Origin of the sequence: Oscillibacter sp., from assembly GCF_032060045.1 — a bacterium.
In the GTDB taxonomy this organism is placed as follows: Bacteria; Bacillota; Clostridia; order Oscillospirales; family Oscillospiraceae; genus Oscillibacter.
The window spans coordinates 1-26,413 of record NZ_DAMBZJ010000014.1; the positions used below are offsets into that span (position 1 = coordinate 1).

At 49.5% G+C, this 26,413-nt stretch carries 26 protein-coding genes and 1 pseudogene; 16 read left to right on the forward strand and 11 right to left on the reverse strand.

The annotated features are described in order from the left end of the window. Both RT018_RS07295 and RT018_RS07300 read right to left on the reverse strand, forming a co-directional pair. Positions 1 to 848, reverse strand: an 848-nt coding sequence (locus tag RT018_RS07295; RefSeq protein WP_312940622.1) for a hypothetical protein, incomplete at its 3' end; no start/stop codon positions are given. Then, a complete protein-coding gene (locus tag RT018_RS07300; RefSeq protein WP_312940623.1) occupies positions 817 to 1,332 on the reverse strand; it encodes a YkgJ family cysteine cluster protein in 516 nt (171 codons plus the stop codon). The genes RT018_RS07295 and RT018_RS07300, both read right to left, overlap by 32 nt. Before the next feature lie 567 nt (positions 1,333 to 1,899). Between RT018_RS07300 and RT018_RS07305 the strand changes: the two are divergent. Continuing rightward, positions 1,900 to 2,213: pseudogene (locus tag RT018_RS07305) on the forward strand (hypothetical protein); the annotation flags it as partial. A 106-nt stretch (positions 2,214 to 2,319) separates the two neighbouring features. On the opposite strand, the gene RT018_RS07310 reads toward RT018_RS07305, so the two are convergent. Genes RT018_RS07310 through RT018_RS07320 form a run of 3 tightly spaced genes read right to left on the reverse strand, consistent with a single transcriptional unit; the run spans position 2,320 to position 5,544 of the window. Further along, entirely contained in the window at positions 2,320 to 3,348 is a 1,029-nt protein-coding gene (locus tag RT018_RS07310; RefSeq protein WP_312940624.1) for a tyrosine-type recombinase/integrase, read from the reverse strand. Further along, complete coding sequence (locus RT018_RS07315) at positions 3,341 to 4,330, reverse strand: tyrosine-type recombinase/integrase (RefSeq protein ID WP_312940627.1); 990 nt, start codon at positions 4,328 to 4,330, stop codon at positions 3,341 to 3,343. Before RT018_RS07315 ends, RT018_RS07310 begins: the two co-directional genes overlap by 8 nt. After that, positions 4,327 to 5,544, reverse strand: coding sequence for a site-specific integrase (locus RT018_RS07320; RefSeq protein ID WP_312940629.1), 1,218 nt, complete (start codon positions 5,542 to 5,544; stop codon positions 4,327 to 4,329). Before RT018_RS07320 ends, RT018_RS07315 begins: the two co-directional genes overlap by 4 nt. Positions 5,545 to 5,982: 438 nt before the next feature. Between RT018_RS07320 and RT018_RS07325 the strand changes: the two genes are divergently transcribed. The 4 genes from RT018_RS07325 to RT018_RS07340 all read left to right on the forward strand — a co-directional run bounded on the left by RT018_RS07325 (position 5,983) and on the right by RT018_RS07340 (position 9,030). Further along, a complete protein-coding gene (locus RT018_RS07325) occupies positions 5,983 to 6,297 on the forward strand; it encodes a hypothetical protein (RefSeq protein WP_312940632.1) in 315 nt (104 codons plus the stop codon). A 63-nt stretch (positions 6,298 to 6,360) separates the two neighbouring features. Further along, positions 6,361 to 6,624 (forward strand): hypothetical protein, encoded by a 264-nt coding sequence (locus tag RT018_RS07330; RefSeq protein ID WP_312940634.1) that lies wholly within the window; start codon positions 6,361 to 6,363, stop codon positions 6,622 to 6,624. Continuing rightward, entirely contained in the window at positions 6,621 to 7,214 is a 594-nt protein-coding gene (locus tag RT018_RS07335) for a hypothetical protein (RefSeq protein WP_312940635.1), read from the forward strand. Before RT018_RS07330 ends, RT018_RS07335 begins: the two co-directional genes overlap by 4 nt. After that, positions 7,198 to 9,030: a type VI secretion protein gene (locus RT018_RS07340; protein WP_312940636.1), complete on the forward strand. Its 1,833-nt coding sequence runs from the start codon at positions 7,198 to 7,200 to the stop codon at positions 9,028 to 9,030. The genes RT018_RS07335 and RT018_RS07340 overlap by 17 nt, the downstream gene beginning before the upstream one ends. A gap of 39 nt (positions 9,031 to 9,069) precedes the next feature. Here the strand turns inward: RT018_RS07340 and RT018_RS07345 are convergent, their stop codons facing one another. Next, a complete protein-coding gene (locus tag RT018_RS07345) occupies positions 9,070 to 9,927 on the reverse strand; it encodes an FMN-binding protein (RefSeq protein ID WP_312940638.1) in 858 nt (285 codons plus the stop codon). 91 nt (positions 9,928 to 10,018) lie between these two features. Between RT018_RS07345 and RT018_RS07350 the strand changes: the two genes are divergently transcribed. The 9 genes from RT018_RS07350 to RT018_RS07390 all read left to right on the forward strand — a co-directional run bounded on the left by RT018_RS07350 (position 10,019) and on the right by RT018_RS07390 (position 19,251). Continuing rightward, positions 10,019 to 11,074, forward strand: coding sequence for a M23 family metallopeptidase (locus tag RT018_RS07350; protein WP_312940640.1), 1,056 nt, complete (start codon positions 10,019 to 10,021; stop codon positions 11,072 to 11,074). Between the two features lie 15 nt (positions 11,075 to 11,089). Further along, positions 11,090 to 11,380, forward strand: coding sequence for a DUF6103 family protein (locus tag RT018_RS07355; RefSeq protein ID WP_312940641.1), 291 nt, complete (start codon positions 11,090 to 11,092; stop codon positions 11,378 to 11,380). Continuing rightward, positions 11,373 to 12,221 carry a hypothetical protein gene (locus RT018_RS07360; protein WP_312940643.1) on the forward strand — a complete coding sequence of 283 codons (849 nt, stop codon included), beginning with the start codon at positions 11,373 to 11,375 and terminating at the stop codon, positions 12,219 to 12,221. The genes RT018_RS07355 and RT018_RS07360 overlap by 8 nt, the downstream gene beginning before the upstream one ends. Further along, positions 12,218 to 12,586: a hypothetical protein gene (locus RT018_RS07365; RefSeq protein WP_312940645.1), complete on the forward strand. Its 369-nt coding sequence runs from the start codon at positions 12,218 to 12,220 to the stop codon at positions 12,584 to 12,586. Before RT018_RS07360 ends, RT018_RS07365 begins: the two co-directional genes overlap by 4 nt. A gap of 148 nt (positions 12,587 to 12,734) precedes the next feature. Then, positions 12,735 to 13,016, forward strand: coding sequence for a hypothetical protein (locus RT018_RS07370; RefSeq protein WP_312940648.1), 282 nt, complete (start codon positions 12,735 to 12,737; stop codon positions 13,014 to 13,016). Then, positions 13,016 to 15,022, forward strand: coding sequence for a MobP3 family relaxase (mobP3, locus tag RT018_RS07375; protein WP_312940650.1), 2,007 nt, complete (start codon positions 13,016 to 13,018; stop codon positions 15,020 to 15,022). Before RT018_RS07370 ends, mobP3 begins: the two co-directional genes overlap by 1 nt. Before the next feature lie 13 nt (positions 15,023 to 15,035). Beyond that, positions 15,036 to 16,796 (forward strand): type IV secretory system conjugative DNA transfer family protein, encoded by a 1,761-nt coding sequence (locus RT018_RS07380; RefSeq protein ID WP_312940651.1) that lies wholly within the window; start codon positions 15,036 to 15,038, stop codon positions 16,794 to 16,796. Positions 16,797 to 16,881: 85 nt separating this feature from the next. After that, the gene (locus RT018_RS07385; protein WP_312940653.1) at positions 16,882 to 17,781 is read left to right on the forward strand and encodes a DUF3991 and toprim domain-containing protein; all 900 of its coding nucleotides are present in this window, start codon (positions 16,882 to 16,884) and stop codon (positions 17,779 to 17,781) included. A 399-nt stretch (positions 17,782 to 18,180) separates the two neighbouring features. Next, positions 18,181 to 19,251: an ATP-grasp domain-containing protein gene (locus RT018_RS07390; protein WP_312940655.1), complete on the forward strand. Its 1,071-nt coding sequence runs from the start codon at positions 18,181 to 18,183 to the stop codon at positions 19,249 to 19,251. On the opposite strand, the gene RT018_RS07395 is transcribed toward RT018_RS07390, so the two are convergent. The 3 genes from RT018_RS07395 to RT018_RS07405 form a co-directional block, all read right to left on the reverse strand. Further along, a complete protein-coding gene (locus RT018_RS07395) occupies positions 19,219 to 21,582 on the reverse strand; it encodes a hypothetical protein (RefSeq protein ID WP_312940657.1) in 2,364 nt (787 codons plus the stop codon). The genes RT018_RS07390 and RT018_RS07395 overlap by 33 nt on opposite strands. Positions 21,583 to 21,635: 53 nt before the next feature. Beyond that, positions 21,636 to 22,544, reverse strand: a complete 909-nt coding sequence (locus RT018_RS07400) for a tyrosine-type recombinase/integrase (protein WP_312940659.1) — start codon at positions 22,542 to 22,544, stop codon at positions 21,636 to 21,638. 161 nt (positions 22,545 to 22,705) lie between these two features. Then, a complete protein-coding gene (locus RT018_RS07405; protein ID WP_040663210.1) occupies positions 22,706 to 22,894 on the reverse strand; it encodes a hypothetical protein in 189 nt (62 codons plus the stop codon). A gap of 79 nt (positions 22,895 to 22,973) precedes the next feature. Between RT018_RS07405 and RT018_RS07410 the strand changes: the two genes are divergently transcribed. Beyond that, positions 22,974 to 23,240, forward strand: coding sequence for a helix-turn-helix domain-containing protein (locus RT018_RS07410; protein WP_312940662.1), 267 nt, complete (start codon positions 22,974 to 22,976; stop codon positions 23,238 to 23,240). Between the two features lie 365 nt (positions 23,241 to 23,605). Here the strand turns inward: RT018_RS07410 and RT018_RS07415 are convergent, their stop codons facing one another. Then, a complete protein-coding gene (locus RT018_RS07415) occupies positions 23,606 to 24,823 on the reverse strand; it encodes a hypothetical protein (RefSeq protein ID WP_312940663.1) in 1,218 nt (405 codons plus the stop codon). Positions 24,824 to 25,093: 270 nt separating this feature from the next. On the opposite strand from RT018_RS07415, the gene RT018_RS07420 reads away from it, so the two are divergent. Further along, positions 25,094 to 25,795, forward strand: a complete 702-nt coding sequence (locus RT018_RS07420) for a hypothetical protein (RefSeq protein WP_312940666.1) — start codon at positions 25,094 to 25,096, stop codon at positions 25,793 to 25,795. Between the two features lie 474 nt (positions 25,796 to 26,269). Here RT018_RS07420 and RT018_RS07425 read toward each other — a convergent pair whose 3' ends face one another. Further along, positions 26,270 to 26,398, reverse strand: a complete 129-nt coding sequence (locus tag RT018_RS07425; RefSeq protein ID WP_312940668.1) for a hypothetical protein — start codon at positions 26,396 to 26,398, stop codon at positions 26,270 to 26,272. Positions 26,399 to 26,413 lie beyond the last annotated feature (15 nt).

A 26,413-nucleotide genomic window follows, 5' to 3' on the forward strand; every position in this document is an offset into this window, starting at 1 on the left:
GTTAAATTCAAATATTTGAGGCCATTATAGAATTCAAAACAAATAGCGTTGAATATGTGTAATTCATGTTTCTCTTCATTGAATCGGTGGTACACAGCCTGCAATGCATCTGTCACGCATAAAAATATGTCGCTGTCCTTGGATGAAAAGAGAGTATTTAAACAATTGATATATTGAGAATTTAGTTCCTTGAAGATTTCACTATTAGTGTCGGCAGCAAACAGCATCTCATTCAATACGGAAATGTTGTCACGTAAAGTTTCCGAGCTGATGGCACTCTTTGACTTGACTATCTCATTTGAAAGAGTCTTAAAATTCTCTTGCGTTGGATTTTCAACTAAATAAGAATGCACTTCCTCTTTATAACACTGATAATCAGAAAGTAATGTAAAACAGTCTATCATCATTATCAAGGAATTGCCTATTGTTATGAACAAACATAATTCAAGATGATTATACCATTCATAGCTTGTGCAGACAAACGACGCTACAATCATAAGCATTTGTATGATGGCCACGCGCCGATAGCTCAATAGAACCGGCCTCAAATACATTGCATACTTGATAACAGGAACACCATACAGGGAATCCTTGGATATACCCGTGATTAGCGCAATGACTGCCAGGGGCAAAACGGCTATTGTTGCCTGTATCTGCAGCATCACAAATGAGCTCTCAGAAAGTGAAAGATCGGTAATTAACCATGGAGGCAATGGAAAGTCGAATATTTCCCAAACAGTAACTGTAATAAGTGCTACAGCTGCAAAGCGGCAGTATGCAATATCAAATTTTCTTTTCTTTCTTGCACTTTCCATCTTATTCTTCCCCCACCCATCGCTTTCTTCCAAAATTGTATGTATCCTTCAACCGTTCCAGCATTTCATAAACAACTGGACAGACTTCTGCTGAAGCAACGATGTTGAGCAGACTCCTCATCCTGTCTGGTTTATCCGTGTACGGATAGCCAGAGCACTCCGAGGGCTTGCAGGATTCAACCTCGCAAGTACCATTGCCGCACAAAAACGGACATGGCTTTTTAATCTCATAGCCACACAAGCCTTCAACAAGATATTGCTTGCAGAGTGCATCTGGCGTAAAGCCCTTTGCTGCCGCAATAGCTGCGATTTCACGATCTTCAAGCGATACATCATAGGCGCGGCAGCAGTTGCGGCATTTTGAGCAGTCATATGATTCAAAAAGCTCTTTATGCAGCTCGAGAAATTGCTGATCCAGCGTATCTTCATCTGCATGCGTTTTCAGAAACCTGCGGAAGCGGTGGTTTTCTGCTTCGAGCTTCTGGGCCGCTTCGCGCACATCATAAGCTATGAGCATTTGGTGTGCCTTCTGTTTTGAGTGTGCTTATGGTGACTTATTCCAAAATTCTTTACAATATGGCTGGACAATCAGTCCGAGTATATTGTAAAGGAGAAAACAACGCTAAAAGAAAAACCATATTGCGTGGTGCTATTTTGCTTCGAAGCATATGACGGTACAGACTACACACGGTATATGACTACGGAGAATTACATGCCGTTTTTCCGTGGCAATCAGTGGCTTGAGCTGAAAAGCATACGAAAAGCAACTACCGGGAAAGAGTATGCAAAGAAACTGACAGTGTTCCTGAATTGGCTTGCGGAAAAAGACGTATACATTCAAAGACTGCTCAATGAAAACGACCAGCTGCGTTACAAGGTTGAGCTTCTGCGCGGCAAAGTACATATCCTCATGCACAAAACTGCGGCACAGGGGAGGACAACTTCAAATAAATATGATAACGGCACGATGGAACTTTGTATGTTTTCATCGTGCTGTTTTTATTATACAAGCAATTTGCTCAATACTCAAGAACCTGAAAAACGAAAGGAGATAATAATCGTGTCAACAGTAAAGTTAAGAAAAACTGGTGGAAATAATACCCCGCTGGTATCCAGTGCATCGGAGGTCTTTTGCATCACTGGAAATGCCATTGATCGGCAACCCCAAAACGGTGGCAACGGAATTGGGGTTCAGAGGGATCTTGCATATACCTTGACAGCCACGGTGTCTACGCTCGCCAGCGTGTCGATTCATTCCGAAATGATGACATTGCCAGTACGGAAAGCGCACGCCAGCATAAGGATGCAACGGATCTTGTCTGTCAGCCTTGTGGTGGAGATAGCTCCATTCAGCTTATTCGCCGCCTGACTCCGCTGGAATGCGAGCGGCTGCAGGGCTTATGCCAAGCTGGGGATTATGTGAAGTGGCCGCCGTTGAGAGGAGACTTCTAACGCTTTAAAGGCAACCAGCTTCACATAATGCGCCGCGAACTTGTCGGCAGCGTTAACAAAAACCGTGCAGCCATTCCATCAAGCTTTTGTCCTCCGTCCAAGATGGTGCATCGTTCGCAACCTCTTGCGGGTGCGCTTTCTTCAGGATTTCCCGCTTCATTTCCGTATTCAATTGTGCATAGACCTCTGTCGTCATAAGATCGGCATGGCCAAGCAAATCCTTGATGTATTGCAGATCAATGCCTGCCTCAAGCCAATGCATTGCGCGGCTATGCCGTAAGATGTGCGGATAAACGTGTTTCGGAATCAGATCGGGAGCGGTAAGGCGGACAGCTTGAACGTACTTTTCCAGAATATACGCAATCCCTGCCCTAGTAAGAGGACTCTTTGAACGGTTGCAAAACAAAGGATCATTGCCCGAACAAGGTCGGCGCACGGCTTCGTCCGCAAGATAGCGTTTCATGAAAGCGGCGACATCGCCGATCAACGGTACAATCCGAGGTTTGCTACCTTTGCCGAGCAGATGCAGCACCGTGCCATTGCGGTCAAAGCGCAAATCGCTGATACGCAAAGCGGCGATTTCGGAAACTCTGGCGGCGGACTCATACATTAAGGTAAGTATCGCAAAGTCACGTCTCCCGTCCTTTGTGTTCATGTCAGGTGCTTTGAGAATTTCCTGAATCGCCTGCACCGACAGATTCTGTACTGTTTGCCGTTTGTCCACTTTGCGGGGGATAGTTCGGATTTGTTGCAGCAGCAGGACGTAGCCGGGATTTTTGTATTGCAAATACTTGAAGAAAGAGCTCAGTGCTGCGTACCGCTGGTTTCTTGTGGCTACGCCGCATTGCCGTTCATGTTCAAGCCAATCGAGGAACTTTTCAACCATATCACGGCTTATGTCTTTGACGTCCAATCGTTCCCGCTTCAGGTGAAGTTCCGATTCGCAAAAGGTCAGGAACAAAGAAAGCGCGTCTGAATACGAGTTGACTGTGTTTTGGCTAAGTCCCTTCTGGTTCGGGAGGTACTGGAACAAAAAGTCCGAAAGCGCCAGGGCGAAGCTTGTGGGTTTTACCTTATTCATCGCCGCCCTCCTCTGCGAAGCAAGGGATATCGGCGTAGATACAGCCAAGCTCGCGCTCGCAAATTTCGCGTATGTGCGGATACGCTTCGGCGCTCAGCCGTAAATACCATTGCGTGGCAGTCGTGTTAGCGTGACCGACGTACTTGGATAATATCGGCAGCTTGCTGTGGATCGGAATACCAGCCTCCGCCCACCGCTGGATGTTATGGCAGATGAAGGTGTGTCGCAAGTCGTGAATCCTTGGGCCGATGTCCTTCCCTTGATACGGGACGCCGATATCCCACAAATAATTCCGAAACTGCACTGCGATTGCGTGCCGGGAAAATGCCATGCGGTTTTTGGCATAAAACAGCGGCATATCGTCCGGTGTATCCGAATGCGCCTCAGACAAAAAGTCACGGCATTTGTCCAGCAGCGACACCGACATCGGAACGATGCGTTCGCGGTCGTTTTTTCCGTGGTTGATATAAAGAATGCCCGCGTCAACGTCGACATCCTGTTTTAGCAAGGACAATGCTTCGGAGATACGCAGCCCGCAACCGTAAAGGATTCTGAACAACAAAGGGAACATCAGATGTCCAGTCGTATAGTTGGTTCGCTCAAGCGCGTCGAGGCGTTCGAACAATCTCCCGATCTCATCCTTTGTGAAGATATACGGCGTGTGGGCAGCGACGCTCTTGGGCGTTTCAGGCAAAACGTAGGAAGGGTAGCCCTGCACGGACAAAAACTCCGCGAATGTCCGCATGGCGTACACCCGGTCGCGCCGAGAGTTGTCGTTTTCGTTAGGAAGACGGACGCAATAGGCCGTTACGAGTTCTTCGGTAATCTCGCTTCCCTCAACGGCGTGGTCTTTGCAGAAGTTGTCAAACTGGCGGAGCCGTTTCGCCTGCGTTTCGTACACAAGCCCGATGGCTCGCTTTTGCGAAACAAAACGTTCGCACAGGGGCGCGAAGGGGCCTGTAAAAAATGGTTTTTCTATCATACGCTCACCTCCAGCGCGCATTCGCGCAGTAATGTTGGGGTGAGGCTGATGTAATCCTCGGTAACCTCCGTGCTCGTGTGCCCCAATATCTGGGCGATCTCGGAAAGTATTGCGCCCCGGCTGAGCATAGTGCTCGCTATGCTGTGCCGAAAGCTGTGCATCCCGAAGTGCTTATCCGCCGGGACTTTGATCCCCGCTTTTTGCACGGCCCGTTGAATGTCCTTTTGGAAGTTCGATGTCATTGTGTCGTAGGGCGCGAGATGGCGCACAAAAATGGTTTCGCACGTTGTCTCTGGCCGCCCATGCTTCAGGTAATTGATGATCGACCATCCCACGTCCTCCGGCAAAGGCAGTGCTAACAGAACGCCCGTTTTTTGCTGCTTGATCGAAAGCGTTTTGGCGTCCCAATCAATTGAATCGAATCGCAGTCCAAGCACGTCACTGACCCGCAGCCCCAACTTGGCCGCAAGAAAAATGATTGCGTAATTCCGCTTGCCTACAGGGTTGTGCGTATCAATGTTCTCGAGGATGCGCTCCACCTCGTCAGCGGTGAAAGTTACCGGAAGCCGAGACGTCTGTGCGAATTTTACGGTTGGTAGTGCGTTCGAATAGCTCTCAGCATGGTATCCGTTCTCACGGGCGTAGTTAAACAGCAAGCGTAACATCCCGAGTGCTGCGCTGATGGTGTTTTTAGAATATCCAGCCATAGATTCCACGTAGACGTTGACGTGATGCAGCACAACTTGATGGAAATGATCCACACCCCTGTCCTTCAGAAATCGCTCAAACCGGAACAAAAAGTTACGGTATTTTGCCACGCTACTGTCCGCGATACCACTTTTGCGTCGGCTTTCCAAAAAGCGTTCAAACAACTGCGCGTATTCCGGGGAAAAGCCATTGCGCCGGACGTTTTGCTGTTTGAACACCATGCCGAACCGCTGAAAATCCGCGAGCATATGGACGGCGCGGCTAATGTTTTTGAGTCTGTCGCGTTCGCCGAGCACCGCGCCGTAACAGTCTTGGACAAATTCCCGTCCCAAGTCCATCGTGAACGTTTCAGTGCCTCTTGCGGCACAGTAGTCTTGCAACCGTTCCAGAATCCCGCCATAGGTTTTGAGCGAGCTGGGCCTGTAGCCGATTTGTTCCAGGTGCTCGGTAAGCCCGGAAACCAGCTCTTGGATTGAGTTGCCCTGATAAACCATTCCTTCCGACATTTGCATAACCTCCAGATCTGAGTCAGGCGTTTCACCTGCTATCTCAATTCTAAAAATTATGTCAAGTTGATTCAACGGTTTTCTTTGAACACATCTCTCTACGCCGGCCGCTTCACATAATCCCCAGCTTGGCATAAGCCCTGTTATGTCAAGCTTCTCATAACAGGGCTACCCGGACGGCTGGACGGATATTCCCACCGCATCCGATTCAGCCCGTTATAAAGCGCTGGGCAACAGCGTTGCCATCCCTTGCGTGGACTGCCTGCTGTTCGGCATGGCCTGTATTCTGCGGCGCAACCCAAAATCGTCTCAGGCAGTTTAAGCGTTCTTGTTACTTGTGCTTCCCTTCGTCAAAAAACTTCATTGCATTTCGTGAATAGCTGTTTGGTAATTCATTGGCTATACTTGCTTTGCAAAATAAAAATGAGGAGGCACCCCATGGAGCAAATGAAAAATTTTTGTGCGCCCATTCCGGCAGAGCTGCACGCCAGAGTGCGTCAGGCACAGGAAAACTCCGGCGAAACACTGGGGCAGTACATCACAAAACTACTAACAGATTACTATGAAAATGGAGGAAAGCAAACAATGGATAACAATACCAGAACCGTGGCCTTTCAAATCCCTTCAGAGCTATTTGAGCAGCTCAAGGAGTATCTGAAAGCCCATAACCTCAAGCAGAAAGAATTCATCCTCGGTCTCATTCAGCAGGCACTGGCAGACGATGCAATGCCTGAGAGCAGCGAAGAAAACTAAATTCAAATTGCAAGTCCGCCATGGCTGAACCATGGCGGACTTGCTTTGTCAGGAGGAATCATTATGTACATTTACCCTGAAAATTTACGGGCCAAGGCAACGTTGTGGCTTTGGGCCCTGCGGGACATCGCCATCATCAGCATGGGCTTCATCCTCTCTGTGCTCGCGCTGGCGCAGCTGGGATTATTTCCACCTCTGGTCATCACGTTCCTTTATGCGTTTCTCAGTATTCGTGTGGAGGAGTCCAGCATTTTGGACTTCCTGTGGGCGGCGGTAAAGTTCCTTTTTTTACAGCAGCAAACCTATGAATGGAGGCTGGATTCTTGACACGAATGGAGAAGAAACAGCGGCGGGAGCGACAGTCCACACGCCAACTGATGGATGTGGGTGCATTCACCCAATACGGACTTCAAACTGGCCACGGAGAGCTGATCTGCTTTCTCATCAAGCCCATCAACCTCTCCGTGCTGTCGGAGGAGAGCATCCGCACTCGAATTCTGACCTTGGCAAATCTCCTGTGCGGCATGGAAAATACGGAGCTGATTGCCATGGATTCTCGGGAGAACTTTCGCAGCAACAAGGATTTCTATCAAACCCGCATGGAGGCAGAACCGTCCCCGGCTATTCGCCAGCTACTATCTCAGGAGGTGGAGTATCTGGATCAGATCCAACTAACCACCAGCTTGAATCGGGAATTTGGATTGCTCCTGCGGCTGCGTAGCCAGCAAGAGAGTTCGGGTGATTTTCACAGCCGCAGTGAAAAGGCCATTCACGATCAGGGCTTTCATGTGCGCCGCGCAGGAAAGCAGGATTGGATGCGCCTGCTGGCGGTGTACTACGAACAGAACATTTCCGCAGAAGTGTTTGAGGAAGTGGATGGAGCGAGGAGCGTGATGCAGCGTGAAGCGGAAGAATAAAAAGCCTGTGCCGGAGGTTGCCGAGCAGCCCCGCCCCAAGGAATTTGCGGATTTGATTGCACCGTCGGTCATCCACTTTGAGATGGAGCATTTCATCCGGGGCAACTGCTTTTGCTGCGTCTGGGCGCTGCGAGGGTATCCTGCCTGCACGGATCAGCAGGCGCTCCTGCGTTTTTTAGGGGAGCAGCGTGGCGTGACGCTCCATGTTTACACGCGGCTGGTATCCGCCGCAGAGGAGGATTCTATCCTCCATGCCGCTGCCAACCGCAATCGCTTAAACCACAGCGATACCAACAATGTGCTGAAATCCGTGGGAGCGCTGGAAAACCTAAAGGACATGGAAAAGTTGGCGGTCAATATGTGGCGAGACCATGAGCCACTCGTCCACTGCGCCGTTTTTCTGGAACTGGACGCCGATTCACTGGAGGAGCTAAAGCGATTGCAGGCGGAGGTGTCTGCAAAGCTCACTCGCTGCAAGCTGGATGTAGATCATATGAATCTCAAACAGGAGGATGGCTTTCGCTGCGCCAATCCCGCAGGTGACAACGTACTGAACACCCAGTTTGAGCGGGTACTGCCGGTGACGTCGGTAGCAAATCTCTTTCCCTATCATTTTTCCGGCAAGACTGATCCCCACGGTTTCTGTATTGGCAGGGACAAATACGGCTCCAACGTCATTGTGGACTTTTCCAAGCGGGAGGAGGACAAGACCAACGACAGCGTTCTGATTTTAGGTAACTCCGGCGAAGGCAAAAGCTTTCTGGTAAAGCTTCTGATCTGCAATCGGCTGGAGGAGGGCAAGTCCATCCTCAGTCTGGACGCGGAGCATGAGCAGATGGAGCTGTGTGAGCAGCTGGGTGGCTGCTTCATGGACGTCATGAGTGGGCAGTATTTCATCAATGTGCTGGAGCCAAAGTGCTGGAATGCAGATGGGGATGCGGCGGAAGCAGATGCTCCTGCCGCCTTCCGTCAGCGCACCAAGCTGTCGCAGCACATCTCCTTCCTGCGGGACTTTTTCAGGGCATATAAGCAGTTTGACGATCCACATTTGGATGTGTTGGAGCTGATGCTGTGTAAGCTCTATCAGCAGTGGGGCATTACCGATCTGACGGACTTTTCCAAGATCACCCCTGCAGATTATCCCATTCCGTCTGATCTCTACGATTGTATGGAACGTGCCTATCAGGACTATGGGCAGGAGGAGCAGCCCCTCTACCCGGCAGAGCTGTTACGGGATGTGTTGCTGGGACTGCACTCCATGTGCAAGGGAGCGGATGCTCGATACTTTAACGGCCACACCAATGTGACCACCAGCCGCTTTCTGGTGTTCGGCGTGAAGGACTTGCTGAACGCTGCGCAAAATGTCCGCAACGCCATGCTGTTCAATATTCTTTCTCTGCTCTCTGACCGACTGCTGACAGTGGGAAATACCGTGGCGGTACTGGACGAGCTGTATGTGTGGTTGTCTAATCCCGTCGCGGTGGAGTACATCCGCAACTGCCTGAAGCGGGTGCGAAAGAAGGAGTCCTCTCTCATGATGTCCTCGCAGAATCTGGAGGATTTCGATCAGCCCAGTGTGCGGGAAATGACTCGACCCCTGTTCGCCATCCCCACGCATCAGTTTCTGTTTTACGGCGGTGCGGTAGACCAGCGGTTTTACATGGAGAATCTCCGGCTGGAGAAATCTGAATTTGAGCTGATCCGAAGACCTCAGAATGGCGTCTGTCTCTATAAATGCGGCAACGAACGGTATCTGCTCAAGGTGCAGGCACCGCCGTTTAAGCAAAAGTTGTTCGGCACAGCTGGCGGAAGATAGTCGGCGTGGAATTGCCGTTCACCTAATTCGCGTATTCCTTTATTTCCGCCCGTGACGCTGAACCGAGGAAAGATCAATATTCGTTTTCTGCAGAGTGCCCGAAACTACCGCATCCTGCAGAGCATTGTATACAGCATTCAGAAGCCCCGCTGAGGAGAAGGTAGCTCCAGTTACAGTATCCACCGCAAGAGACTGATTCTCGGTAATCTCATCCAACACACTTTCTGCCTGAATGAAAAAGCGTTCTGTGTCGCTCTCGCTGTCAACATTAATTGCAGTTACCTGTCCATCAGCAACGACCACCGAAACGGTGATTGTTCCGTTGTATCCATCAGCTGCGCCGGTATAGGTGCCATCCGCAAGCTCTGCACCGGAAAAAGTCACATTGGCAGTGGGGACATCCCCCGTTTGGGGAGTAGATGCATCGGCCTGCGCTGTGTTCTCATTTTCGGATGGCAGTGCGGCACTGGCGATGGTCTCATTCCTGCTTAAAATCCGTGAAGGAAGCGTAATACCAACGTCAGCAATATGTAGGACTAAACAAATGAGCAGTGCGACCGTTGCAAGCCGGTGGAGCGGCATCCAGAGTCTGGGCAACTTCCGGTGCAGCAGATAGGTGCAGCCCAGCAGGATTGCAAGGAGCAAGCAAATGCTTCCCAAGTTCCATGTGAATAGAACCGCACAGGGCTGAAAGTCCGCAAGCGTTGAGCCTGCCGGATTACCCGCCAGAATTCCATGCGCCAGTCCCACGATCAATAGCAATACGCCCAACGGTATATGAGTTTTATGAAATAGACGATTTTGCGCTCTGTTTCCACTAATGCGGGCAATGAATTTCCACGCCAACAACACGCAAAGCAGCACGGCAAGCCATGCAAGGGTCAGACTAATCAGCATAAAATTCTCCTGTCATTTTTTCTGTATTATACAGGAAAAGCTTAAACAACCCAGATAAATATCAATTTTAATTAAGTGGGTGGTGATACCTATGTCCCTCTCTGCTGCGGCGGTCGCAAAGACCGCCGCTGTCCTTTTATCCGGCGAGGACTCTCGCAGGCGTCTGGCCTGTATCATTCTCGCCGTTCTTTCACCAGTTATTGTTGTGGTGATCTTTCTGCTGTCTCTGGCCTCCGGCTCTGCCGGTCACAATGTGTCCGCAGCTCAGCTCTGCTTTCAAGGCGGCACAATCCCAGACACCATGCCAGCAGAATACCAAACCTATATCTCCGAAATGCAAAGCAGCTTTTCTCTGTTGGATCAGCTGCTTGCCGACATCAACGCTCAAACCGAAAATGGAGACACCGTAGATGAGACACGAGTCAAGGCAATTTTCTATGCGCTCTACTTTGGGGATGACCAGCCGGGACGCAGAGCCACCGCACGCTTCGCAGACTGCTTTGTCACATATGAGGAGCGATCCCAAACGGTAACCAACAATGACGGCACTACCAGTGAGGAGCCGTACACGGTTGCCGTTCCAATCACAGATTTAAGCACAATCTGGTCAAACGTAGAATCCACCATGGAGGTGGAGGTTACGCCAGACATACAGTCCAATGCCGAGAGCATCTATGCCCTCATTCGGTTTGGCTGGACGGGCGGCAGCGCATGGAGTGAGGAGCTGGGCGAAGCGCTTGTCAGCGCAGACGGTTTTTGCTCTCCGCTGGGTGCGGGCTGGGAATCCCGCGTCACCTCTGAATTCGGCTACCGCATCTGTCCCTACCACGGGCGGGAGCTGCACTCCGGTCTGGACATGGCCGCACCTACCGACACGCCCATCCGTGCGGCGCTGGACGGGACTGTGGCCAAAAGCTATTACAGCAGCTCCTACGGCAACTACATCGTCATTGACCATGGCAACGGTCTTACCACCGGGTATGCCCACCAATCTAAACGCATGGTGAAAAAAGGTGACACGGTAACGGCTGGTCAGGTCATTGGTCTCGTCGGCTCAACCGGCAACTCCACCGGAGCGCACCTGCACTTTGAGGTGCGGGTTAATGGCGAGGCGCAAAATCCACGGTACTTTTTACCCAAATCATAATAGGAGGAACGTTACATGGCAAAAATCAATCTCACAATTTCCTTCGATGAGGAGAAAATGGCGGCATTAGATTTCTCCCTTCGCAAGGAAAATACAACAGCGCAGCGCAGCATGGAACAGGCGCTGCAGGAGCTATATGAAAAAACTGTTGCCCAGCCGCTGCGGGAATATCTGGACAGCAAAACCGCACCGACGGCAAAGCCCAGACGGCCTGTAAAATCCGCCGCATCAAAGCAGCCGACCACAGCAGTAAAGCCAACATGCGGCGTCACTGCACCGAGAAAGGAGAATGAGACAAATGGCTGATAATGTGTCTATGGAACTCTGGACGGAGGAGGCCCGACGTGTCTCTGCTTTTCATGTGACGCAGGCCGGAAAAGAACTGTACTTTACCACCGGTGATGCGCCGGAGTTCTTGATGGTGGCAATTCGCCTACGCGAATACCTGTCGAAGCAGGACGGCGTGACACGGTTATCCTTTGCGGAGCAATATCCACGCCGCAAGGAAATCACTGCTGGCGAGTTCGACCACCTCGTTGGCGTGCGCATGGAGAACACCGGCGAGGTCTCCGGCGTGTACGATGTCAATTTTGATAAGCGTGAGTTTTCTGCCGTCAACATTATGGACGGGTGGAAAACCTACGCTATGGGTAACGTCAGCACGGCGGCCTATCACGCCACAAGAAAAATGGGGCTCATCACAGAGCAGCGCTGGGAGCGTTTCCTCGATCATCTGGATGGCAAGGAAATCACGTCCGCCGGACATCTCAGTGCGCGGAACTTTTCGTTCTCTGATGAGATCACGGAGATGGATGACCGTCTCAACTTTTATCTCAACACGGATTTCGATGTGGATGCAGTGTTCGGCACATTTGTCTGCACCGCTGAAAACGATGACTACATCAACTTCTATGCAGATTACGATATGGCATCCGGGCAGGTCTGCGACACACTGACCATTGTTCTCTGGAAGGGCGATGGGCAAACTGAAGATCTGAGCTACACGCTGAACGCTGCCGAGAAGGAAGTCCTGCTGCGCAAGATGGATGCTTACTGCATGGAGCAGACCGGCATGGGGCTCACGGATTATGCCGCCCAGCGCATGGCAGAAAACGATGCGTCCCTGCAGAGTCCGACAATGGAATGAGGAGAAAATCGGGATGTCTGATTCGAAGCTGGTGCGGATACGATCCCTGCCCCGCGGATGTAGGCGGCGTTGCGCCGGTGTTTGCCCTGTGTGCCGCTTCATGGGCAGCGGTGGCATCCGTGCCCCCCGGCTGGGTTTGGCGAAATATGGGCCGCTTGGGGGCTTTCCAGCGGGGGACGAAAAAGAGCAGGACAAAGCACTGGCGCTTTATTGCGCCAGTGCAAACCACAACTGCCCGCAGTGCGGGCAGTTTGCGAAGACTGGAGCGGCGCTTTTCTGCGTATCGAATTGCCCCTGTGGCGCTCTTATTTGGAAATCACCCCTGTTCGCTTACAGCCACAGGAAACCAACTGGCGCTTTTATGAGAAATGGAGGAATTATGGAACCCAAAGAGGATAAACAGAAACATTCTGTGTGGCTCACCCAATCCACATGGAATGGCGTGCGAGAGCACTATCTGACAGATGGCTGTCGGACGCAGAACGAGTTTGTTGAGCGAGCCATTCAATTCTATTGCGGCTATTTGAACTCAAAAAAACCGGGGACTATTTACCCGGTACGGTTGCGGCGACGCTGGAAGGTGTGCTACTCCAGTTTGGGGATCGCATGGGACGGCTCATGTTCAAGCAGGCTGTGGATCTGGCCATGGTGGGTCGGCTCATTGCTGCAGACGCCGATATCGACAAGGTGACGCTGGAGCGACTTCGGGATCGGTGCGTGCAGGATGTGAAGCAGACCAACGGGCAGATTTCCTTCCGAGACATTATGCGCTTTCATGACACGGAGCTGCGGTAATGCTGATTCAAAAGTGCAGCTACATCAAACCGGGCAAGGGTGGTGAGCGCTACCTGCGCTACATTGCAACCCGTGATGGCGTGGAGATTCGGGCAAAGCCTGAGCCAGTCACGACGAGCCAGCAAAAACTGGTGCAGCAGATCGTCAAAGATTTCCCGGACAGCAGGGAGTTGTTTGAGTATCAGGATTTTGTCGGAGCGCCCACTTGCGCCAACGCCTCTGCTTTTATCTCCATGGCGCTGGACTGCAATGTGCAAAGCGCAGAGGACTCCAGTGGGTATCTGCGTTACATCTCTCTGCGTCCCGGTGTGGAGCGGCATGGTGCTCACGGATTATTCTGCACCGCAGGAACAGCCGACATGGGCAAAGTCTCCGCAGAGCTGCGTCAGCACGAAGGCTCAGTATGGACAATCATCTATTCCCTCAACCGGGAGGATGCCAGTCGACTGGGGTACACTCACTCGGACGCATGGCGTAGTCTGCTGTGTAGCAGTCAGGCGGAGATGGCCAAAGCCATGGGGATTCCCCTGAAACACTTTCGCTGGTGCGCCGCTTTTCATCATCCCGAGTCCCACCCGCATATCCACATGATGATCTGGTCAGCCGATCCGAAGCAGGGCTTTGTGACCCACAATGGCTTGGAGGCCATGCGCTCCAAGCTGACCAACACTATTTATCATGACGAACTACTCTCTCTGTATCAAGAGAAGAACCAGTCCTATCAGGCGCTGATGGAGAAGTCCCGGCAAACTGTGGCGCAGTTGACGCAGCAGCTCATCACCGGCATCTGCGACAGCCCCGCTGTTGCGGACAAGCTGCTTGTGCTCTCGGATGCGCTAAAAGGCGTCGCGGGAAAAAAGCAATACGGCTATCTTCCCAAACCGTTGAAGAGCATAGTGGATGAGGTAGTGGATGCGTTGTCACAGTTGCCAGAGGTGGGGGCTGCCTACGATGCGTGGAATGCACTGCGGGATCAGCAGGCTGGGTACTACCAAAATACGCCGCGCCTGCACCTGCCACTGTCCAGACAGAAAGAGTTCCGCACCATCAAGAATGCTGTCATTAAGGAAGTGGACGCGCTGCGTGCAGTTGTCCCAGCTTTCATGGAGTCTGATATGAACGACGATCCGGAACCTGTTGAGGAAATGCATGTCTCTGATGGGACTGAAAATCTACCTTCAGAGTTTCTACCCCCTGGGTCAGACGGCACCGCACCACAAACGGTATATGAACAGGCACAGCGATACCGCACAGCCAAGCAAATCCTTCTCAACACCAAATCGCCGCCTGCGGAGCAGCAGATGGCGCTGCAATCTCTGGAGCAACTGTGGGAGGAAGGCTATTCCATTGCGGCACACCTGCTGGGCAAGTGCTATCGTGATGGCGTGGGTACGTTCGCTGACACCACATTGGCAGTACGCTGGTTTCGCAAATCCGCAGAAGCCGGAAACGACTGCTCTCAGTATGCGCTGGGCAAATTGCTTCTGCAATTAGGCCGCCCAGAGAATGCGGTGCCGTGGCTGCACAGAGCAGCATCGCAGGGAAATTCCTTTGCACAGTATCAGCTAGGAAAGCTCTATTGCTCCGGCAGCGATGCGCCGAAGGATATGGCTTTTGCCATTCGATGTTGGAAGAGTGCAGCTGTCAACGGAAACGCCTATGCGCAGTTTGCTCTCGGCAGGTTCTATCTGGCGGGGAAAGAAATTCCAACAGATCGGGCGCAAGCGCAATACTGGTTTACCCTCTCTGCTGCAGGCGGAAACCCGTATGCGCAGTTTTTTCTAGAGCGCATGGAGCAGTTCCGTGACCCGTCTGTATTTCTGGCGGCAACGCGGCTACTTCATCATCTGGGGCAAATTTTTCAAGACACGCCGACCGGTCAGCCACCCATGCTGCACATCGACCGCAAGCGCCGCAGGCAGCTGATGGCAAAGCGCCTGGCGCTGGGACACAAAGCAAATGACCACGAGGATGCACAAAACCAAACCGGCCAACGCATGACCTAAAAGGAGAACATCTATGCCACCAAATATCTGGCCACTGCTGATCGTGTCTATCCTCGCTTTTTGCGTCTTCGGTGCGGTGGCACTGTTCGGCAACAGCGGTAATCTGGACGGAATCAAGTCCAAGACCGTGGGCGATGGACAGCACGGAACCGCCCGATGGGCCACTGATCAGGAGATCAAGAAGACCTATCCGCACATTCCCTTCACACCGGCTGCGTGGCGGGAGGGCAAAAATCTCCCCACCCAGCAGGGCATCATTCTGGGCTCCATCTATGTCCAGCGCAAGGAACTAACCACTGCATTGGTGGACTGCGACGATGTCCACTGTCTTATGATTGCGGCTTCCGGCGCGGGCAAAACCGCGTTCTTTTTATATCCGAATTTGGAATATGCCTGCGCTTGCGGAATGTCCTATCTGGCGCTGGACACCAAGGGCGATCTTGCCCAAAACTACGGTGCCATCGCACACAACTGCTATGGATACCAGGTAGTGGTCATTGACCTGCGCAATCCCACTCGCTCGGACGGCTTCAATTTTCTGACGCTGGTGAACCACTATATGGATTTGGCGTTGGCAGACCCGGATAATATTTCCGCCAGAGCCAAGGCGGAAAAGTACGCCAAAATTTTGTCCAAAACCATTGTCAATCCCGGCGGCGATAAATCTGACCGTGGACAAAATGCATTCTTCTATGATGCGGCGGAAGGACTGCTCACCGCAGTCATTTTGCTGTTGGCAGAATACCTGCCGCCAATTGAAATTGACGGTCAGTTGCGAGAGCGGCGGCACATCGTGTCAGTGTTCAAGCTGGTGCAGGATCTGCTGGAGCCGTCCAAGATACGGGGTAAGAGCCAGTTTCAAGTCCTGATGGATCTACTTCCCAGTGAACATAAGGCCCGCTGGTTTGCCGGTGCGGCACTGAATTCCGCCGAGCAAGCCATGGCGTCAGTTCTCTCCACGATCCTATCCCGGCTGAATGTGTTTCTGGACACAGAGCTGGAGCAGGTGCTCTGCTTTGACAGCGCAGTGGATGCAGAGCAGTTCGCGGCAAAGAAAACCGCCATCTTTTTAATTTTACCAGAGGAGGATCAGACGAAAAATTTCATGGCAGGGCTGATGATTCAAAACCTCAGCCGGGAGCTGTTCTCCGTGGCTGATGAATATGGCGGCAAGCTACAAAACCGGGTGGTGCTGTACTGTGATGAGCTGGGCACCATGCCGCCCTTTGATATTCTGCCGCTGTTCTCCGCAGGCCGTTCCCGGCGCTTGACGCTGGTGCCCATTATTCAGAGCCTTGCCCAGCTTCAAAAAAATTACGGCAAGGAAGGCTCTGAAATTCTGGTGGATAACTGCCAAGATACCATCTTTGGCGGCTTTGCACCTCAGAGCAAGACGGCAGAGGAACTGTCCCGTGCCATGGGCAGCCGCACAGTCATGAGCGGCTCGGTCAACCGAGGGAAGGACAAAAGCAGTTCTCTGCAAATGATGGAGCGGCCCCTGCTGACGGCGGATGAACTGAAGGCGCTGCCCAAAGGTGATTTCGTGGTGCTGAAAACCGGAGTGCATCCCATGCGGACGCATCTGCGACTGTTTTTGGACTGGGGGATTACGTTTCCCGAATCCTATCAGGTTCCAGAGCGGGCAGCTCGAAAGGTCTATTATGCATCCCGTGAGGAACTGATGGACAACATCCAGCGCAAAACTGCGGAAGCGCAGGCGCCCGCAAAAACGCAAACAGATACCAAAACGAACATTGAAAAGCAGTTGTCATGAGACGGTGCTTGCGTACAAGAGAGACAGGAGCTGCCGTTGGCAGCATCTGTCTCTCTTGCGCATGAATCAAAAAAGGTGATGATGAATGGGAAAATTCATTTATTTCACAGCGGAACAAAAGCAGAACGCAAATGATGTGGATTTGGTGGAATTTCTTCTCCGCCGCGGAGAGCGGCTTCTGCCATCAGGACGTGAAAAGCGCCTGGTCAGAAATCACAGCATTACCGTTCGGGGCAATGCGTGGTTCGACCACGCCACGGAGCAGGGCGGCCATGCCATCAGCTTTGTGTGCCAGTTCTATCAGATGTCCTATCCCGATGCGGTCACACTTCTCCTGAATGGGGAACGTGGTCAGCCGTACCCGTCAAAATCATTGAAGCCGAAACCTCCGCCCAAGCCATTTCACCTGCCGCCTGCCAACGGAGATATGCGGCGTGTGTTTTCCTATCTGTTGAATGTCCGGGGGCTCAGCAGAGATACCGTGGCGTTTTTTGCTCACCAGCATTTGTTGTATGAGGATGTACCCTATCACAACGCGGTGTTTGTGGGGCGGGATGTCGATGGCGTCGCCCGCCATGCACACAGGCACAGCACCGGCAATCGCAGGCCATCTTTCCACCAGACCGTGGAGGGGAGCGACGGACATTTTCCCCTTCACTGGGTTGGGCAGAGCGGCCGACTCTATGTTTTTGAAGCGCCTATTGATCTGCTGTCCTTTATCGACCTGCGCCCGGATGATTGGCAGAGTCACAGCTATGTAGCCTGCTGCGGTACATCCTCGCTGCCGGTGTTAAAACTGCTGGAACTTGCGCCGCAGATTCAGCAAGTATTTCTTTGCATGGACAATGACAAAACCGGCAATCTGGCTAGTGAGCGGATCACGGGACTCTTGGCAGGACGCTGTGCTGCAGCGCAGCGCCTGTCACCAGTTCTCAAGGACTGGAATGAGGACTTGATTGCCATGCGGTCAAATGGTGAGTTCTAAAACAGGGCTTTAAAATGGAATGTGCTTCCACCAAGGGCGTACCAGGGCAATCTGGTGGACTGTGGGGTGGTTCATGGTGGCCCCCCAAGAAGGACTCACTTGAAAGATTAAGGCAGAGAAAGAACAGCCTATAGGATGCTGCGGAATCCGTATCGTAACTGCCGCTATTTCCTGCATTGGAGATAATATGCAGCCCGATAGGGCACAACGGTGCTTCCGGTAAAAGAAAAGGCATACTGCGTAGGTATGTATCCGTATTATACGTACAAAATTTCAGTTAATTTATTGCACTTTAGTTTGATATATATGGAAACAATAAAAAATATGTAGTATAATGAAAGTACGCTTTAAGAGCAAGGATAATACACAATTATCTGCTGTACAAAAGGGGTGTGGAAAATGCGAGGAGACTTCCAATATATAGACCATCTCTATCAAATCATAAAAGATGTTCCGCCGCTCAAGAGTGATTATTGCATCGCGTTTGTATACAACAGCGATTCTAAAATCAGAGACAAAATCCATTCGTCAGAATGCATATATCCGGAAGAGCAGCACATGATTACCAGTTCCTTTAGAAAAAGTGCAGAATATGTCTGCACATTTGATGGTGAGGAAGCATTTGCTGCGGCAATCCCTAGCCTTAAGCAAAAGCATAAATATATTCTTGTTTACAGCATGGCGCAAGATGTTAATGGTATCGGTCGGCGATGTATTGTACCGTTGCTGTGCGATTATTATAATTTGATCAATATTGGCGCTGGGTTTATGGAATGCGTATACGGGGGATCTAAACGCCTGATGTACGAAAAGGCAAGACATCTACCCGGCGTACGATTTCCCGATACATACTATCTGTCCTCCGAAGAAGAAATCTATTCACTGCCTTTTGAAAAATTATCTGACCGCTGGCTTTTGAAACCAAATGATGAATCCGCCAGCATTGGAATCGAGGTATTCTCTCCGGGCGAATACGCACAGGAACGCCTGTGTAAAAAGCTACTGGAATACAAAAAAAGCTATCCTGTTTTTTGCATTCAAAAGTATATTGAGGGCGACGAAGTCGCAGTACCCCTACTATGGTACAAAGGTCAATACTATTGCCCGGGGGTTAGTCAGGTTGTCTTTCAATCTCGGCATCACTATCTGGATTATGACACCGTTGCGATGGGAAATTGCGCTTATCAGGAATTTATCAGTCCCTTGTCAGACCAGTTGATTGAAACCAGCATATCGGTTGCAAAAGCTCTTGGTTATCAGGCAATCAGCCGTATAGACTTCCGTATTCAGAATAACATTGGCTATATTGAAGATATCGGACCAAACCCGACAATTTCTCAGTGGAATGGCGCAAACGAGCTGTTTCGTTTGCGCTTAAATGCCGCAGGCTGCTGCGTATATCAGCTGCTGCTGTATTCCGCATTGGAAAAGCACGGGTTATTCAAACCATCGCTCGATGACACCCCATAGAACAGAGTTCCTATAAAAATTAGAATCCAATTCAGAAAATCGCTCCTTGAGGGGCAGCAGCGCAGTCTCTATTTGCTGAAGCGATCCGCAGTCATGGAAATTTTCGGAGAGAATTTTGAACTTTGTGATAAAATAGTCATCATAGCTTCGCAGCAGATACGGTACTCTCAAAGAGAGATACCAACGGTGAAAATTATCAATATCCGCAGTCAGGCAACATAGGATCAGCATATTGTGGATGGCAAAAAAATTGTGATATTCATCCTCCTGCGCCTGAATAATCCGCTTTAAAATTTGTCTTGCGGTGGGGGCACACGTCTTTGGAGCGCTCCAAATAAGGGCTGCAGCATAGTTGTTTTGTACGATAACGGAATCACTGAAATTTTTTCCTTCTAAACCTTGGAAAAGTGTTTCAAACTCTTTCCGCACGTCCTTTTTATGCATACCTCCGTCCATTGCCTGCGCAACCAGCCAATTGTTTTTAAAAGAAATCTCTGTGTTTTTATTAATTCGGCAGATTTTGTCCTCATTTTTCGTTGCATCCAGAACGCTTCGAGCATCTCTAAATTGTGCCTTGCACAAAAGGCTGGCGCTATAATTGATCGCTGACAGCACATGTTCATAGGGATAATTTCCGCTTTGCTGATATGCGATTTTGGTAAATTCGTGCCCCTTTGATGTACCAAAAACTGCGTTGCCCAGTCGAAATAAGCGCAGTCGCTTTATCGTTGGCATTTTTGTCTGTGGGTCAATGAGACCTGATAACCTTTCTAAACTATTTTTGTAGGTTCCGGAAAACTCCATTCCGGTCGAAAGCAACAGAACATCCACCACATATTCGACATATTGGGGATTGACGCGGCTGAATATTTTTAAATCCTGAAATGCTGCAAAGTAAAGGGCCAATATTCGTTCAAAGAAGTCGATGGGTTCACCAGCCTCAAATGCAATGGCTGAAATGAGATTTAAGTAGCAGCACTTCGCCGCTGCGGATAAATTAGACTCCTCTACTTGCACCAACGCCCCTTGATACAGCTCCGTCAACCGATCATCAAAATTTGAGTTGAGCGTGCGATATTTATCGTACAGTTCCGTATAGACCCGCCCTATTTCTCCAGACTCGAGAACGGCTTGCAGTTTCCTCCTTTTTCTTGCTGGGAGTGTTTCGTGCTCATGATACCACGCAATTATGCAGCGGCTTTCAATTTCATGGGGCGGTAGGCCGATTTGAGCCGACAAAAGAGCGATATCGGCATATTGATATGGATATTTATTTTCCAGGTAGCTAAATAATGTTTGGTAAACCTCCGTGGGGAATGTGCATTCGGAGTTCTCTTGATAAAACTCGCGGATAAAGTATTCAATAAAGCAGTATTCCGGAGCGGCGTTCTCCCGCAGCAATAGCCGATTCTTTAATGCGCATTCAATTAAGTCGACTGCGGATCGGTTTCGCGTTGGATAGTTTTTTTCGATGTCTTCCTGCAAAAACGGCTCAAAAAGAAAACTGCAAATACGCAAAAAATGGTTAAATTCATCCCTGCTAATGGTTTCATCTGAAAACGCTTGGTCCAATAATTTATCAATGATTGACTGGAGCAGGTCCGTGTTCGGAGTGTTTGAAAGCACGCTTTGTACTTCCGGTAAATGTTGAATGCCAATGATATTCAGGATTTCCACAATGTTTTTTACCGAAACATCGGATGGGAATCGCATTAGCAGCGCAGCTTCCTCTAAGGGGAAGCTTTTGGTAGCACCAGTCTGAATAGGACAAGACACATTCTCCGCGCAGCCAATTACCAGCGCCGTTGTTCCTAAATATCCCCTTTGAATCAAATAGCACAAAAATTGCAGATAGTTTTGTTCCCGCTCAGATAACTCGTCGTAATTAGGCACAAACACCACTTGCTTCAGGCGATGCTGCTTCTTTCTTTGATGTGATCGTAGCCCTAGATTATCTTTTAAAACCTGCAAGTCGTTTCTCCGCAATTGAAAATGGTACGACGTAAGCGCCACTCCGATCAAAGTATCAGTAATAGAAATAAATACGCCTACGCAGGGTAAAAGTTCCAATCCTAACATGATTAATTTTTGAAAGATAGCAGTACCTAAAGATTGCTGTTTCTCCGCTATGGGCAAATCTGATGTATTCAGCAGATTATCGAGAGAAAATACCTGATGTTTTCCGGCAATTTGTGTTCTCAACAAGGGTATCCAAGTTCTAAACGCCGGTGCATACGATAAGCGAATAACGCGGTTTACTGGATGTACAAGCTCCTGATCAAGTGACTGGACAAATCTATCTCGCATTTCATCTAGATAAAATTCACACATGGAGAGGCATCCCCCACAAACCATTTTATATTTGTACAGCAGATAATTGTGTATTATCCTTGCTTCACTTTCATCTGATTTCTTGGATGTTTCATAGAAAGGATGGTCCGCTGTTTTCCGGTCGTTACATGGGTGTAAATCTGTGTTGTGGAGATACTGCTATGGCCCAAGAGAGATTGAATATAGCGTAAATCCACATCTGCCTCCAATAACTGCGTTGCAAAGGTATGTCGAAACATATGGGGTGTTACGTGAGCTTGACTTCCAACACGGGATAAATATTTGCGAATCATGGATCGGACCGACTGATCTGAATAATTCCGACCGAAACGGTTGACAAAAAAGCAGTCTGCAGCAAGAATCTCCGCTTCAAAGGTTGCATCGTATTTTCGTAGCGTCGCAAGAACGTCCGGATTTTCCACTTGTATGATTCTTTCTTTGGCTCCTTTCCCATAAATCAGGACACTTCCGCTCTCCAAATCGATGGCTTGCGGGGACAAAGAGCAAAGTTCCGAAACCCGCATCCCCGTGGCAAAAAGAAGTTCAAGCACCGCTACATCTCGCAAAGCCATCCGTTCCCCCAACTTAACAGCGTGATACGCTTCGGATAAGAGGTCTGAGAGCAGATGGAGGGAGATCGTGCGAGGGAGAATCTTGGGCTCGTTAAACTTGACCCTTAGCTTTTGGAATGGGTCATTTTCCAAAAGCTCCATATAAGTCAGCCAGCCGAAGAACGCCTTCAGGCTGGCCGTTTTTCTGCGTGCCGTTCGTGGCTGATACCGTTTTTGAAGCAGAACAATATAGGGTGCCATGTTTCCACGCGTGGGTGCTCCGTCAGTGTCCATCCAGTAAACGGTAAATTGGGTGAGATCTATACGGTACGCCTTTAAAGTATCAGCGGACAAGTTTTTCTGGTACCGGCAATAATCTAAATAGTCTGGGATTAGCCTTTTGAGGTCCATTAAATCCACTCCTTTTGTCGAATGTAATTAGTATAACAGGATTAAGTGAATCTCCCTACACTTACGCTTTTTATAGTACCAAAAAGGTGCCTCCCAAACGGCAAAATAACCGTTTGGGAGGCGCCTCTCCTTTACCACTTGCCTACGATCCTGCCGTGGATTTACTTCTTCTCGTTATCATAGGACCGAATCAGTGCTATGGCCCGCGTCCCGTTGGGAAACTTCCAATCCTCATACTGATAAGAGTATCCCCACGTAATCATCTCATCCATCTCATCCCCGCCTCTTGTCAGCATACCGTGCCGCCAAGGGGGCATCAGCGCAGTCATGTGGGCCACGGGGAGATTCATGGTGGCACCCCAAGAAGGACGCACTTGTAAGATTAAGACAGAGAAAGAACAACAGGCTATCCATAGAAGGAGAATCCACATGAGCTATTTTGGAACAATCTACGCTGATGACCGGCTACCATCCCGTGCCCGGATGGTGTATATGTACCTCCGGGATCGGGCAAATCAGGATGGCGTATGCTGGCCCTCCATCCGAACAATCGCCACAGACCTAAAATTATCCCGCAGCACCGTGAAACGGGCGCTGCGGGATTTGGAGAAGCTAGGTTATATGGAAAATCGCAGGCGTTGTCGGTGTAATGGAGGGAATACGTCCAATCTTTATAGGATCAAAGAAATTTGTTGATTTTTTTCAGCCTGTCAAATGTTGCAGATATTTTGCATTTTAGAAAATTAAAGTGCACCCCTTGCTCTACTATTTCCATGAGAGCATGTTTCTGTAGGGCGTTCCAGATGCAAGGGCCCTTCTTGGTAGCCTTCATATTCCTTGCCCTTATGATCGCGAACATCGTAGTCCGTTATCTTTACCGGATGTTCCCAGTGTGATCTTTGAGTAGAATCCATCTGTTTTAAAGTCGCTCATCGAATGGTATTCTCCCCGCATATCATACCAACCCAAATAGGATGATGAATCTCAGGCTTTTTCTAACAACTTTGCCACTGCCGCAGGCACAGGGCTTTACAACAATTTGAATTGAAAAATTGTACTCCTCAACTGACTTTTTTCCTGATTCGCACAAGCATGATACATGCGATTGCCGCTGCTGCGAAAAGCGCTGCGGTTTTGCCGGAAAAATTCAGCTGGTCGGTTTCACCTGATTCTGTGATCTCCGAAGAAGTTCCCGCTTGATTTGGGAACCCGGCGGGAAAATCTGCCGCACGATCATCTTGCCGATTCATCGGTTCAATAGGTATTTGGGGAAGCGGTGCGTGATCCATGAGCTTTTGAGGTCCCTTTGTATACTCATTGTCGGCAGCGATCAGATCCCGGTTTGGAAGTAACCACATACTTTCATCTTTCATAATAGCAATGCTATAAAATGGGCCTGTGGTAACAAATGAAACATTCTTCATCAACAGGGCAGGTCCTTGCGTGCCGTCGGATTCAGATGACTGAAAATCTGTTGTAGGCACAAGAGGAATATTATTATCCAATCCCCAGAGAGACCCGTCATTCTGAATGGCCAGATTGTCCGAAGCATACATAGCATTCTCCATGACAGGTGTAAATGTGAACTTATTTGATTTTTCTTCATACTTAATTTTACACAGGGTATGATTCGCTGTTAATACATATTCGCCAGAAAACAGCTTGGTAAACCCACTTCCTATGGCTACAGGAAACGGGCATACAGAATGATTAGCATATTGACCCCAAAAAAGGAGTGTTCCATCGTCAAGTAATGCATAGCTGCAGTTATCATTAGCGGTAATGGAAATTACCCCGCTCATAAGTTTTGTCGGATTATGATCAAGGGTATCTGTTTCCCCAATTCCCATCTGCCCCGTTTCATTTTTACCGCCAACATATAACGTACCATCTTCCTGTAATGCTAAATAATGGTTTAGTCCACACCTTGCGATAGCTATATCTTCCAGTAGCAGATCAGAATCTAAAGAATCCGTAGTAGGAGAAGTGTAGATAGAACGCAAGTTTCTATCTTGATCAATTGCCAAGGTGCTGCGCATACCTCCCGGAACAATAGACGCAACATTTTTCATGAGAATCTCTGCCGCTTGATAAGTAGGGGGAGCATAGTCACCCCAATGGACCAAATCCCCATTTTTCTGAATTACATAATAGCTGTACCCGTAAATACTCGCAGGAAGGCACTCTGGTTCCACCGCTTTGACAGCTATTGTGGTTGCTAAGATTAGTAAAACCGATAAAATATAAGAGCATATGCATCTTCTGCTGAATGCTTTCAAAAGAATCACCTACCCCAATCATTTAAGATGCTCTTACATACTTAGCGCTTCTGATCTTCAAAGTTCAACTTTTTTTGAAAATAGTTCCACCAAATAGAAAAAGTAAATTCTGCAGTAATTTCATCTCAAAAAACTGTCTCCTATTACCGCATTCAAACAAATCCCCCCCATTTCAATAAATTCTGCGGAAAAGCATTTACAAATGGTCATAGAATTCCTCCTTAATTAGTACCTGCAGGCAATACAAAACAAACGTTAGGAGGTTTCTTTATGGCTACAAACTATACGCGCAGATCGTATACCGCATCCAACGGTATCAATCTTCAGATCATCAAAACCGCCGCATCCAACATCAAGCTCATCGACTTGGGGGGAAATAAGAACCTGAAACAATCTGGTTATACCGGCGTTAATGGTGGCTTTTTCTCCTGGAACAGCGGCAATATCCTGAGTCTTGCCAAATGTGATGGACAGGTTCTCTGCAACAGCAACAACTGGCTTGGTGCGGCGGCTATTTACTGGAACAGCAAGGCTCTGAATTATATCAATGGTGAGCGGCAGCTTACTGCTTCCGAAATCCCTGGTACCCTCCGGTCAAACACCTGGGCGCAGGGGGGCTATTATATGTGGCTCGGCGCGAATGATGCGTTTAATAGAGCGATGAATGAGGTTAACCAGGATGATGGAGGGTATCTCACGCAGACCGCCAACGGCCGGACTGCGTTGGTAGCGGATATCATTCATCAGAATGTGTACCTCATCGTAACCAACAGCAACAACACGTTCACCACTTTTTGCCGTGCAATCGAGGAGTATCTTGGAATTACACCGGGGTCTGTCCCCAGCGGCCAGTTCCATGGCGTTATGCTGGATGGCGGCGGATCTTCCCAGCTCTGTGAAAAGGGTACATTTATTGCGAGTGGGGACCAGCGAATGTTACATGAGGCTATCGTTCTGCGGAATGACACGTGAAAGAGGTGAGGGGCTTTGCCCCTCACTTTTTCTATAAGTTAAAAATTGAGTCACCTTTTTGTCTCTAAATTTGTGCAGAATACACGTTTACAGTTTAGCAAAGCGGAGAATTCAACACCTGTATGCAAATTATGCAAAGCTCGCGTGCCAAATAGTCCGGCGTTTTCTCTACCGCGATGGCAGCCATCGCGTGGTTCAAATCATCCCACTAGTTTACAGGCTCTGCAATGTGTGGGCGTTCTCATCAATGCCATAGAGAGCAACAAAAAAGGCGCACTTTCTGTTACAGCTCGTTTTTCTTCGTCTGCCACAGCATCCGTTTTCGGTAACGCCAAAGGAACCGGCGCTATTTTAGGCGGAATGCCTTCCTCCCGCAGCTTCTTCTTCCGAAAGGGCAATTTCGTTCCGCCCAGCAGCTGACCAACTGCCAGCGCATACCTATAAGGCACATTCCACATCTTAAAGTGACAGATATTAGCCGATCAAAACGCCGTAGCCGGTAAGATACCCTACTGCCTGCATATAAGCGGTTCCTGCCACGTCAGAAAATAAAATTTCGTAAAATTTGCCCTTTTTGTCCGCATCTAGCAGGATGTAGAACATGTTTGCAAAATCTTC